The organism is Micromonospora sp. NPDC005172 (assembly GCF_040608555.1).
Classification (GTDB): Bacteria; Actinomycetota; Actinomycetes; order Mycobacteriales; family Micromonosporaceae; genus Micromonospora.
On the sequence record NZ_JBEXIL010000089.1, the window covers coordinates 1 to 12,356 of the forward strand.

Here is a 12,356-nt window from a genome sequence, read left to right on the forward strand (position 1 = left end):
CAAAAGCAGGCTGCCAGTCCGGGGTATAAATCATAATTGGCACTGGCTTTACAAGCACCCTGTTGAGTTCTCAAAGAACAACCACACACCGATCAAAAGACCCAACCAGTGGGCCCCATCCCGGGGCTTTTCGTACCGTGTCCCCGTCGCTCTCGCGCCGGGCACTTTTACTACGTTACCTCACCGTCTCGGCCGTGTCAAACCGGCGTGTCCCGGTCTGTCATGCTTCGTGCGGGTTGGTCCCGACGCACTCACGCAGCAGCGAACCGCTGCGTCAGGTCGTCGGATTTGGCAGGCCGGCCGCTGCGGTGTCCCGCAGTCGCGCCCGGTTCCCTGCCGGTCGTGAACCTTACCCGGTCGGTTCCGCTGCACCAAATCCGCCTCCTGGCAGATCCGGCGAGCCCCGCCCGAAACCGTGTCCCGCAGGAGCGAACCCCTGCCTGACCCGGTTGCCAGACCGGTTCGGTTCTTTCAGGACTTCGTCCCGTTTGCCCCGTTCCGCGCTGGCAGAGAGAAAGTTACGCGTCCGCGGGTTTGATCGTCAAATCGGCTGGTGGCGTCCCGCGTCACACTTCGACCTGGGGTGGCAGTTCCGCAGTTCAGCGCGTTTCGCTCCGGCGTGCGATCAGCCAGCCACGGATTCCAAGGACACCGACGGTCGTGCCGATGGCCAGGGACGCGGCGATCAGCAGCGCGTGCACCCACAGGAACGCCGTCGGCGCACCCTCCCCCACCGTGCCGGATAGCCATGCACGCGGGTCCTGCCAGATGGCGACTGCGAACCTCGGCCAGATCACCCAGGTCCAGATTCCTACCCCGACCAGGAAGGCGGACCACCCTCGCGACAACACCATGACTGCCGAGTATGTCAGCGGCGGTGCTGGTCACCGCTCCGGACGCCGACCGCGACCACCGGTCGGACGTCGCCGGGCACACCGGCGCCGCGGGTAGTGTGAGGTCGTGGTCCGGACGGGCAGCTGCGTACCGGAGGCGGTCGATGTGATCGACGGCCTTCCGCGTGGTGTCGTGCCTGTGTTCCCGACCAGCTCCGGCGACGGCCGTGAGCAACTTCTGGACGTACTCCGTGCCGGTGGCCTGCGGTACCGCGCCGGCGCGCGATGGCGGACGGCTCGCTGAGCCCTGTTCTCCGCTGACCGAGGGCGGTTCCGCCCCCTCGGCGCGCGCCCACGCGTGACCCATCCTGCCGCACGAAAGGCACATCGCCATGTCCGTCGCACGCATGCTCACCGGCGACCGGCCCACCGGCCGCCTGCACCTCGGCCACTACGTTGGCAGCATCGCCAATCGGGTACGGCTGCACCAGCGCTACGAGAGCTTCTTCATCATCGCCGACCTGCACATGCTCACGACCCGCAACCGGCGGGAGGACATCGATCAGGTCTCCCGCAACGCCCGCGAGATGGTGACCGACATCCTCGCCGCCGGCGTCGACCCGACACGGGCCACCTTCTACCTCCAGTCGGCGATCCCCGAGGTCGGCGACCTGAACACCCTCCTGCAGAACCTGGTGACCGTGCCCCGACTGGAACGGGTGCCGTCGCTCAAGGACATGGCGCGCGACGCCGGCAAGGAGGAGATGCCGTACGGACTGCTGGGTTACCCGGTGCTCCAGGCCGCGGACATCCTCTGCGTGAAGGGTGAGGTGGTCCCGGTCGGCCGGGACAACGCCGCCCACGTCGAGGTGACCCGGGAGATCGCCCGGCGGTTCAACCACCTGTACGGCGAGGTCTTCCCGGTGCCCGAGCTGATCCCGGCGGAGACGCCGAGCCTGGTCGGCACCGACGGCGCAGCCAAGATGAGCAAGAGCCGGGGCAACACGATCACCCTCTCCGACGATCCGGCGACGGTACGTCGGAAGGTCCTGGGCATGTACACCGACCCCAATCGCGTACGGGCTGACGTGCCGGGAACGGTGGAGGGGAACCCGGTCTTCGCGTACCACGAGGTGTTCAACCCGGACCGGAACGAGGTGGCCGACCTGGCGCGGCGTTACCGGGCCGGCCAGGTGGGCGATGTGGAGGTCAAGGAATGCCTGGTTGTCGCATTGGAGACGTTCCTGACGCCGATCCGGGAGCGCCGTGCCGAGATAGCGGCCGATCGTGGGCTGGTCGATCGCCTGGTCGTGGAGGGCACCGAGCGGACCCGCGTGGAGGTCCGCCGGACCCTCGTCGAGGTACGGCGGGCGATGGGGCTGACCGGCGCGTACCAGCAGATGCGACGGCGTGCCGAGCGGACCCGGCACCGGACGGACGTCCCTGCCTGACGCGGACGCCGCCAGGGACCGGACGCCCCGCGAAAGCGTCCGGACGCCGTGTCGATATCCCCGGACCTCGTTCGTCGTCATGCTGTGCGGCGACACCACCGCACCGAGAGGAGCCGACACGTGAAGTACATGCTGCTGTTCATGAGCCCCGCGAACGACGAGGCCGGCAACGGGTGCACCTTCGAGGACTGGGTCCGCTACGACCGGGAGATGAAGGACGCGGGGATCTGGGTCTCCGGGCACCCGTTGCAGGACCTGACCACCTGCACGACGGTGCAGGTGGGCCCGGACGGTGAACGCACGATCACCGACGGGCCGTTCGCCGAGACCCGCGAGGTGCTCGGCGGGTACGACATCATCGACGTACCCGATCTCGACGTCGCGCTGGATTGGGCGGCCCGCAGCCCCGGCGCCATCGGCAACGGGTCGGTGCAGGTACGGCCGGTCGCCGAGATCGAGGTCGAGGCCTGATCGTGGTGGACACGGGTGCGGCAGCCGGCTCGGTGGAGGCGGTGTTCCGGGAGGAACACGGCCGGCTGCTCGCCTCGCTCGTACACCGGTTCGGCGACCTCGACCTGGCCGAGGAGGTCGCCTCCGAGGCGATCGAGGCGGCGCTGGTGCACTGGCCGGTCGACGGCGTCCCGAGCCGGCCGGCCGCCTGGCTGCTCACCACGGCCCGCCGCCGCGCCGTCGACCGGTTGCGTCGGGACCGGGTGCTGGCCACCCGGCTGGCCGTACTCCGGGCGGAGGCCGAGCGATCCGACCCTGCGCCGCCGGCCGACGCCGACCCGGACCTGCCCGACGACCGCCTCGCGCTCTTCTTCACCTGCGCCCATCCGGCCCTGCCCGCACAGGATCGCGGGGCGCTCACCCTGCGCTTCCTCGCCGGGCTCACCACGGCCGAGGTGGCCCGGGCCTTCCTGGTGCCGCACGCCACCATGGCCCAGCGACTCGTCCGGGCCAAACGGAAGATCCGCGACGCGCGCATCCCGTTCCGGGTGCCCGGCGTCGACGAGCTGCCCGCGCGTCTGCCCACGGTGCTCCAGGCCGTCTACTCGATCTTCACCGAGGGGTACGCCGCCAGTTCCGGCCCCGATCTCCAGCGGACCGACCTCGCCGAGGAGGCCGTCCGGCTGGCCCGGATCCTGCGCCGGCTGCTGCCCGCTCAGCGGGAGGTCGCGGGTCTGCTGGGACTACTGCTGCTGGTGCACGCCCGACGTGCCGCACGGACCGGCCCGGACGGCGCCGTGGTCCTCCTCGACGACCAGGACCGCGGACGGTGGGACCACGCGATGATCGACGAGGGGCGCGCGCTGGTGGTGGCCGCGCTGAGGGGCCCGGCGCCCGGGCCGTACGCCGTGCAGGCCGCCATCGCCGCGTTGCACGACGAGGCACCGGATGTGGCCAGCACCGACTGGCCCCAGGTGGTGGCGCTGTACGACGTTCTGCTCCGCATGGTGCCCTCACCGGTCGTGGCGCTGAACCGGGCCGCCGCAGTGGCCATGCGGGACGGGCCGGACGCGGGGCTCGCGCTGTTGGACGGGTTGGCCGACGATCCGCGGCTGCGTGGCTACCACCTCTATCCGGCGACCAGGGCGGACCTGCTGCGCCGGCTCGGACGCCTCGACGAGGCCGCAGCGGCGTACCGCGACGCGCTGACGCTGGTCGGCACCGAGCCGGAACGGGAGCACCTACGCCGTCGGCTGGCCTCCGTCACCGGCGACTGAACAGGAAGCGGCCGCTGTACCCTTCCCCGGTGACTCTGCCTCTGCCACCCGGTGACTTCGCCGCGTACCTGTTCGACTGCGACGGCACCATCGTCGACTCGATGCCGCTGCACTACGTGGCCTGGCAGCGGGCGCTCGACGAGTGGGGCTGCGAGTTCCCGGAGGATCTCTTCTACGCGTGGGGTGGCCGGCCGACCGCCGACATCATCGTCGCGTTGAACGAGCGGCACGGGTTGGCGATGCCGGTGGCGACCGTCGTCGAGAACCGCGAGCGCATCTACCAGGAGTTGCTGCCGCAGGTCACCGCCGTGCCCGAGGTGGTGGCGCACATCCACGAGGCGCATCGGCGCGTGCCGTTCGCCGTCGTCTCGGGGAGCACCCGCGCCGCGGTCACCGCCTCGCTGGAGGCGCTGGACCTGCTGGACCGGTTCGACGTGCTGGTGTGCGCCGAGGACTACACGCGGGCCAAGCCCGACCCGGAGGCGTTCCTGATCGCGGCACGGCAGCTCGGCGTACCCCCGGAGTCCTGCCTGGTCTTCGAGGACACCGACCTGGGCATCCAGGCCGCGACGGCGGCCGGCATGGCGTCGGTACGCGTGCCGCAGCAGCGCGCCGGCTGACGTCTCAGGCGATCGTCAGTAGCAGCTTGCCCAGGTAGGACGTCTCCAGGCGCTTGTGCGCCTCCCGTACCTTGCCCAGCGGAAACGTCTCGGCGACGTGCACCACGAACGGCCCGGCCTGGATGAGCTCGTTGAGGCGCCGCAACTGTTCACGGTTGGCCACACCGTCGTACGCCCGGACCGACACACCGGACCGTTCACGCGGTTCCGGCTGCACCCCGTGGGCGTACGCGACGACGCCGCCGTCGGACAGCGTCTCGGTGAGCCGGTCCAGCGTCTTTCCGCCGGCCATCGCCAGGATGCCGCTCACCCCCTGTGGGGCAGCGTCCCGGATCGTCGAGAGCACCTCGGCGGGGTCGGCGTGGCCGTCGAGCGACACGTCGGCGCCGAGCCGGGTCACCAGCGCGACCCCGTCGCTGCCGGAGGCCACCGCGATCACGTTGAGGCCCTGTCGCTTGGCCAACTGCACGGCCAGGTGGCCCTGCCCACCGCTCGCACCGAAGATCAACAGCCAGGCGCCCGTCGGCAGGCTGAGGGTGTCCAGCCCGGCCAGCGCCGTCAGCGCGTCGGTGGACATCGCACCGGCGTGCTCGGCGGGCAGACCGTCGGGCAGCTTCGCGACGTACTCGGCCTTGACGGCCGCGTACTCGGCGTAGAAGCCGCCCTTCGGACGGTTGGTGGCGGCGACGTAGACCAGGTCACCCACCGCGAGGTCGGTCACCTGGCTGCCGGCCGCGATGACGGTTCCGGCGCCGTCCGATCCGGGCACGATCGGAAACTCGGTGCCCTCGGGGACCAGCACGCCCTGCCGCTCGTAGACGTCCCACACGCCCACACCGGCGCTCAGGACCTTGATCAGCACCTCGTCGGCGGCGGCCTCGGGCACCGGGAGTTTCCGCAGAGTGATCACCTCCGGCCCGCCGAACTCGTCCAGGGCCGCAGCCTGCATCCGCTCTGGCACGTCCGCGTCAACCATAAGGGCTTCCTCTCCGGGCCGGCGTCACCGTCGCAGCATGCCGGCTCACGAGCGGTCCCGACCCGGTGCTGAACGTCGTTCACCCACAAGGGCGACCGGCCACGGTAGCGGCGGGTGCGGTCGCCGGCCCGCGCGATCGCCTCCGCGTCGCGCGGCGAGCCACCTCCGTGCGGTCAGGACGTCTTCGGCTCCCGGCCGCCGAGGGCCTGCGCGACAGCGTCGCGCACCCGGGCGTCCTCGCCCGCCTTGCGCCTCGTCCGGGCACGGCGGCGGTACTGGTACGCCCCGACGACAGCGGCGATCAGCAGGACGAGCACGAGGAGGAACATCCACGGCAGGGCCCAGCCGTAAGCGGTCACTTCGACCGCCTTGAGTGCGGTGGTGGATCCCGACGCGTCGGTGAGCAGCGGAGTGACGGTGGCGGTCGCCGCGAGCCGGACGGCGGGCGTCACATCGCGTACCGGCACCGTGACGTCCCAGCTCTCGCCGGGAAGCAGTTGCGGCGGCGCGGCGATGTCAGCGGCCCGGGCGCGCAGGATGCCGAACGGGCCCGACACCGACACCGACTGCTTCCCGGAGAGGGCGGCGTTACCGGTGTTGTGGATCGTGTAGGAGACCGTCGCGTCGCCCTTGGCGAGCGGGTTCGCCGGCCCGTCGTACGTGACGTGGAGGTTCTCGACGGCGAGGTTCGGCTTCAGCTCGCCGCCCACCCGCAACGTGATCCGGATGCCGAGGCGGCGGTCGACGTTGATGCCCTCGGCCTGGTCGGCCTGGGTCAGCGTGGTGAGGATGCCGCCGACGTGGTCGCCGGGCGTGGCGTTGGCCGGAACGGTGACCGTGAAGGGAACCTGTGCCGTCCTGCCGGGCTGGATCACGACGCTGCCGGCGCTCGGCTTGACCCAGGCGCCGACCGCCACGGACTTCTTGTCCCTGGTGAGCAGGTCGAGTTGCCCCGCGTCGGTGGTGAAGCCGTCGGCGGCGTACACGGCGAGCGTCAGGGGCGCCGGGCCGCGGTTGGCCACCACCATGGCGTCCTCGACGGTCCCGCCCGGGTTGACGTTGTAGCTGTAGCTCGACCGGGCTTCGCCGTAGCTGTTCGAGGCCGTCCGGACCGTCCAGGCGACGCTGCCGTCGGCCGCCAGGGCGGGGCCGCCGCCGACGCCGGCCGCCGCGACGACGGCGAGCAGGGACAGCACGGTCGTACGAAGGAGTGTCTTCCAGCGCGTTACGGACGGTCGCATCTCGGGGTCCTCGAAGTGATCTTGATGGTGGGTGAACCGGTGGCGGGGCAGGCCCCGGATGGTGCCTGCCCCGCCTGGTGGAACAGGTTCGGTCAGCTGCTCAGGGCAGTGATCGTGAGCGTGGTGCGGTAGCTGCCCTTCGCGATGCTGTCCGGGATCTTCAGATCCAGGTCGGCGCCGAGCTTGGCGCCGCCCCGGGGGTGACCCTGCACAGCCGCGCCCAGACCGCTGGAGACCGAGAGGCCCTTGCCCTGGTCGTCGAGGGACGGCAGGACCGGAGCGCCGGCCTCCGCGCCCGCGCCGGCGTCGAGGACGTACGGGGTCCAGCCCAGGTACGAGCCGGAGAACGTCTTGTCGGCGTCGGAGAAGTCACCGACGCTGGCCGAGATCGACCACGGGGCGAGCGAGCGGCGGCTGTCCGACACGAGGATTGGGTTGATCTTGCCGGTCGCCTCGAAGTAGGTGCCGTTGCGCTCCTGCGCCGTACCCAGGTCGACCAGGCCGTTGTAGCCGTCGATCGTCCAGCCGAACTCACCCGGGGCCGGGTTGGGCACGTTGACCTGGATGGCCTGGCCGTCACCGTGGTACGGGTGCACCGTCACCTTGTCGGTGACCGAGCCGACCGGTTGGCCGTCCGGGGTGTTCACGCAGGAGAGACCCTTCTCGACGGCCGCGTTCGGGGCCGCGCAGGTGCCGCTGCGGACGTTCGCCAGGACCAACTTGTCGCCGCGCACCTGCACCTTGACGTAGCTGCGGACGTGCTCCTGGTTCTGTGACGAGTTGTACCAGTACTTGTCCGGGTCCAGCGGGTCCGGGCCGTTGCCCCGGATGCCGGTGCCGCTGTCGTCGGGCTTCTTGATGTCGTAGTACTTCGAACCGGACGCCGAGTTGGCCGTCACGTAGATGACTCCACCCGGGCCGGGGTAGACCTCGGGAGCGCCGGGCTTCTCCGCCGGGTTCTCCTTCTGGCCGTTCTTGATCGAGTAGCTGCGCGAGTAGCTGTGGTCGTGCCCCTGCAGCACCATGTCGACGCCGAGGTTGGAGAACGCCGTGGTGAAGTCCTCGCGCCGCTGCTTGTTGTCGCTGTCGGTCGCGTGGCTGGCCGGGGAGTAGATGGAGTGGTGGTAGACCAGCACCTTCCACTTGGCCTCGGAGCCGTGCTTCTTGATGACGTCGGTGACGTACGCGACGTGCGCGGCGTCGCCGCCGGCCGAGCCGTCCGCCGGGTTGGCGTAGCTGTTGCTGTTCAGGTCGATGAACAGCACGTCCTTGTGGATGAACCAGTAGTCGCCACCGGACCGGGTCGCCTGGTCGCCGTTGTAGTACTGGGCCGAGCGGTCGGTGTTCGGGGTGAAGTGGTGCTGCTCGTAGGACTTGCCGCCGACGTCGTGGTTGCCGATGGTGGCGACGAGGGGGATCTGACGCAGCTGGTCGGGGGCCAGGAACGAGGTCCACTGACCCTCGTCGTTGGCGCTCTCCACGTGGTCGCCGGCCGAGACCAGCAGCTCGGCGTCCGGGTTGGCCCCGGTGGCGACCTTCAGGGTCTCCTCCCAGCCGGCCTGGTCCTTGAGCCGGTCACCGGACGAGCCGATCTGCGGGTCACCGAAGAACAGGAAGTCGTAGTCGCCCTCGAAGTCCTGCGTCTTGAAGGCGTACGCCGGGGACCAGCTTCCCTCGGCGCCGACCAGGTACGAGTACGCCGTGTTCTCGCGCAGGTTGCTGATCGTCGCGTGGCGGTTGAAGCCGGTGGTGGACGTGTTCGCGGCGCCGACGGCGTCGAAGCTGACCGCGGTGGCCGGGAACTCGCCGTTGACGATCTCGGCGGTCGGGGCGAGCTGGATCTTCTGGGCGGTGTCGGTCGAGGAGTACCAGGACACGATGCGCTGGGTCTCGTTGGCACCGACGCCGAGGACGATGCCGGACACGGTGGTGGGGTCGGCGGCGCTGGCGGCGGTCAGCAGACCGCTGCCGAGGGCCGCGCCCACTCCCAGGAATCCGGCCACGACCCCGGCGACAACGCGCCGCCGCACGAGCCCGGGGGCCCGTGTCGAGGTGCTCAATGTCATCGACATTGTTCCCTTTTCGAATAGAGAAATGAATTGCTCTTCGCCCGAGGGTGGGGAAGTCGGTCCAAACCTTTCGCCGACCGGTGAACCCCTCATTAACGTGATCTTGCGAAGGGCTGCACGTCGCGAACTGGTTAGCCGTACTCAGGACCCCACGACACGCTGGAAAAACCAGATCAGCCCCATGATGGACACCGCCGCGGAAACCGCACCGGTCACCCAGAGAGCCGCTTTCGGCGCACGACGGCGCAGCACGAACAGCAGCGGGAAGACGGCGGCGACAATCGCCAACTGGACAATCTCGATACCGACGTTGAACACCAGCAGCGACCACAGCAGCGTCCACGACCACGCCTCGTCGATGCCCAGCGCGCCCGCGAAGCCCAACCCGTGCACGAGGCCGAAGCAGAAGACGACACCGAGGCGGATCCAGCCCCGGCGATCCAGACTGAGGTGACCTCGCCCGGCCGTCTCGAGGTCGGTCGCGTGGTCACCGCGCCGCCAGATCCCCCACAGATGCCAGCCGGCCACGACGGCGATCGACAGCGCGATGACCGGCTCCACGACCCGCGAGGGCACGTCGACCAGGCCGAGGGCCGCGAGCAGGAACGTCACCGAGTGCGCCAGCGTGAAGCTGGTGGCCGCGAGCACGATCTCCCGCAGACGCCGCGACCCGGCGATGAGCGCCAACAGGAACAGGATGTGGTCGATGCCGGACAGCAGGTGCTCGGCGCCCAGCAGGAAGAACTCGCCGAACCGCTGGTAGGCGCTCTGCGCGGTTGAGAACGAGGGGTTGGCGGCGTCGAGCGCGGCACTGCCCGACCGGCCGTCGATCTCGTAGGTGACGATCGTCTTGGTGTCCTTGACGTACGCCTCCCCGTCCGGGAAGAGACCGCTGCGCACCTCGTGCTCTGCCACCCGCTCCGGGCAGGTCCAGTCGAGCAGCAGGTCCGCGTACGGCACACCGTCGCGGACGCCGATCGTCGCGTCACGCACCTGGGTCGGCCGGCAGGCCGCACCTCGCGCGGTCACCGAGAGGCGGTCGGTGACGTAGCGCAGGACCGTCGGCGCGTGGGCCTTCAGCGCGGCGGCCTGCGCCGTCGAGTCACCCGCCTCGAAGGCGGCGTTCCCGGCCTGGAAGAGCGGATCATCGTCACCGGAGTCGGCAGCCGACACCACCAGAAGGTCGTATTCGAGCTCCAATTCGGAGCGGATGTGACCTTCGTCTCCGGCAGAGATTTTGGCGTAGATGGTCGACGAAAATCCGTGCGCGAACGCCGCGCCCCCGCCGAGAAACGGAAGCAGGGTCACCGCAAATACGACAACGGCGACGACAACGGTACGGCGGATGTGGCCCAGCATGCGGTTCCCCTCGGTTGGCGAGTGCACGCTGCACCGCTCGGGTAAACGCCAACCCGCCCGCCGACGAACCGACGGAGAACAAATACCCGGGGCGACCGCCCACGGATCGCGGCCCGCCGGATCTGGGATAGGAATACGGGACGTACGCGCACCTGCCCGTCACCATCGGAGAAGGACGATCACCTTGCGCCCCCCGCTTCGGGCCGTCGCCCTACTGGCCACGACCGCTGTCCTCCTCGCCGGCTGCGGCTCCGGCGACGACTGGTCCCAACCGCACCCCACGCCCAGCGCCGTCGGCGCGCTCGGCCCGGGATTCGTCGACGACTCCGCGAAGCCCGCGCCGGAGGCGACCATCACGCCGAAGCCCGGATCGTGGGCCGACGTGCACCCGTCGAAGGACTACCGGGTGGTGTTGCTGACCGCCGGCGAGGACGCGCCGACCAAGGCCCTCGTGGCGGCGGTACGGGGCTGGGCCGACGACGAGCACGTCGACCTGCGCACGATCGTGGTCGACGACCCGCACGACGCCGTCGCGAGCGTCAGCAAGGCGATCGGGATGAACGCGGACCTCATCGTCAGCGCGGGCAACGAGCTGATCGACCCCCTCGCGTTGGTCACACCGAACCACCTGGACGCGAACTTCCTGGTGATCGGCGCGGAGTTGGCCGAGCCCACCCACAACGTCACCGCCGTCGACTGGGAGGGGGCGTCGTTCCGCGGCGAAGGGCTCGGCATGTCCTCGTCGTACGACGCGGGCTCGTTCACGGCCGAGCGCTGCGCGGCCGCCATCAGGGCGGGCGTGGCCGCCGTGCTCAACGACCTGACCGGCATCGTGGTCTGGCTCTGACCCGCCCACCCAGGGTGTCGATCCGGCCGTACCTCGTCCGCGCGTCGACCAGCACCGGCGTCGTCATGCTCGTATGCGACGGAGTGATCGGGCGATGTTATCGATAACAGAGCAGGGTCGTCATCACCCGCTCCTTCGCCTGCTCGGCGCACGGTGGTCCGTGCGTCCGCCGTGCTCACCCCACACCCCCGGGCGACCACAGAAGCCCTGCTGGGAGCGCTGAAGATTTCGTTTGCCAGCTTTCAAGACATCGAGGTTGATGGTTTGGGAGCGCTCCCGTAACATACCGGACGCGGCTGTTAACGCTCACCTAACAATCACTCCCACGAATGTGGAGGCCGCCGTCCCGTCAGGAGGGTGCTCGATGACCATATTCAGACCGACCAATATCGGGGTTGTCTCGGCCGGTGTCGCGTTACTGGCGTCGGCCACGGTCGCCGTGGCACTGCCGGCGGGCGCGGCGGCGGCGGGCTGCTCGGTGAACTACGCCGTGTCGTCCGAGTGGCCGGGTGGCTTCGGCGCCAACGTAACGATCACGAACCTCGGTGATCCGGTGAGCAGTTGGACGTTGACGTGGTCCTACGGCGCCGGCCAGACGATCACCCAGTCGTGGAACACCACGCTGACGCAGAGCGGGGCGGCGGTGACCGCGCGGAACGTGAGCTACAACGGCTCGATCGCGACCAACGGCACCGCCTCGTTCGGATTCAACGGCTCCTACACGGGCAGCAACCCGGCTCCGACCAGCTTCGCTCTCAACGGAGTGACCTGCGACGGCGGCACCACGCCAACCACGCCGCCGCCCACGACGCCTCCGCCGACGACTCCGCCGCCCACCACGCCACCGCCCACGACCCCGCCGCCCACCACGCCACCGCCCACGACCCCGCCGCCGACCACGTGCAGCCTGCCGTCGTCGTACCGGTGGTCGTCGACCGGCGCCCTCGCGCAGCCCAAGTCGGGCTGGGTGTCACTGAAGGACTTCACGGTGGCCCCCTACAACGGCCGGCAACTCGTCTACGCGACCACGCACGACTTCGGCAGCCGGTGGGGGTCGATGAACTTCGGCCTGTTCACCAACTGGTCCGAGATGGCCTCCGCCAGCCAGAACACCATGAACAACGCCACCGTCGCACCCACCCTGTTCTACTTCGCACCCCGCAACATCTGGGTCCTGGCCTACCAGTGGGGCGGCACCGCCTTCTCCTACCGCACCTCGACCGACCCCACCAA

11 protein-coding genes are annotated in these 12,356 nt (G+C 69.8%); 6 read left to right on the top strand and 5 right to left on the bottom strand.

The features are described 5' to 3' along the window. Positions 1–599 precede the first annotated feature (599 nt). A complete protein-coding gene (locus tag ABZV06_RS31200; RefSeq protein ID WP_355249034.1) occupies positions 600–854 on the bottom strand; it encodes a hypothetical protein in 255 nt (84 codons plus the stop codon). 371 nt (positions 855–1,225) lie between these two features. On the opposite strand from ABZV06_RS31200, the gene trpS reads away from it, so the two are divergent. The 4 genes from trpS (at position 1,226) to ABZV06_RS31220 (ending at position 4,631) form a co-directional block, all read left to right on the top strand. Next, entirely contained in the window at positions 1,226–2,284 is a 1,059-nt protein-coding gene (gene trpS / locus ABZV06_RS31205; RefSeq protein ID WP_355625817.1) for a tryptophan--tRNA ligase, read from the top strand. Positions 2,285–2,413: 129 nt separating this feature from the next. Next, positions 2,414–2,755, top strand: a complete 342-nt coding sequence (locus ABZV06_RS31210; protein WP_355625829.1) for a YciI family protein — start codon at positions 2,414–2,416, stop codon at positions 2,753–2,755. Positions 2,756–2,760: 5 nt separating this feature from the next. Then, the gene (locus ABZV06_RS31215; RefSeq protein WP_355625831.1) at positions 2,761–4,011 is read left to right on the top strand and encodes a sigma-70 family RNA polymerase sigma factor; all 1,251 of its coding nucleotides are present in this window, start codon (positions 2,761–2,763) and stop codon (positions 4,009–4,011) included. A 29-nt stretch (positions 4,012–4,040) separates the two neighbouring features. Continuing rightward, positions 4,041–4,631, top strand: a complete 591-nt coding sequence (locus ABZV06_RS31220; RefSeq protein ID WP_355249040.1) for an HAD family phosphatase — start codon at positions 4,041–4,043, stop codon at positions 4,629–4,631. A 4-nt stretch (positions 4,632–4,635) separates the two neighbouring features. Here the strand turns inward: ABZV06_RS31220 and ABZV06_RS31225 are convergent, their stop codons facing one another. The 4 genes from ABZV06_RS31225 to ABZV06_RS31240 form a co-directional block, all read right to left on the bottom strand. Continuing rightward, on the bottom strand, positions 4,636–5,607 hold the full coding sequence (locus ABZV06_RS31225) for an NADP-dependent oxidoreductase (RefSeq protein WP_355249042.1): 972 nt from the start codon (positions 5,605–5,607) through the stop codon (positions 4,636–4,638). A 173-nt stretch (positions 5,608–5,780) separates the two neighbouring features. After that, complete coding sequence (locus ABZV06_RS31230; RefSeq protein WP_355625819.1) at positions 5,781–6,848, bottom strand: DUF916 domain-containing protein; 1,068 nt, start codon at positions 6,846–6,848, stop codon at positions 5,781–5,783. A 92-nt stretch (positions 6,849–6,940) separates the two neighbouring features. Then, complete coding sequence (locus ABZV06_RS31235) at positions 6,941–8,914, bottom strand: FN3 domain-containing metallophosphoesterase family protein (RefSeq protein ID WP_355625821.1); 1,974 nt, start codon at positions 8,912–8,914, stop codon at positions 6,941–6,943. A 144-nt stretch (positions 8,915–9,058) separates the two neighbouring features. Then, complete coding sequence (locus ABZV06_RS31240; RefSeq protein ID WP_355625823.1) at positions 9,059–10,276, bottom strand: HupE/UreJ family protein; 1,218 nt, start codon at positions 10,274–10,276, stop codon at positions 9,059–9,061. A 184-nt stretch (positions 10,277–10,460) separates the two neighbouring features. Here ABZV06_RS31240 and ABZV06_RS31245 point away from each other — a divergent pair, with 184 nt between their 5' ends. Next, positions 10,461–11,123 (top strand): hypothetical protein, encoded by a 663-nt coding sequence (locus tag ABZV06_RS31245; protein ID WP_355625825.1) that lies wholly within the window; start codon positions 10,461–10,463, stop codon positions 11,121–11,123. Between the two features lie 364 nt (positions 11,124–11,487). Then, positions 11,488–12,356, top strand: an 869-nt coding sequence (locus ABZV06_RS31250; protein ID WP_355625827.1) for a non-reducing end alpha-L-arabinofuranosidase family hydrolase, incomplete at its 3' end; no start/stop codon positions are given.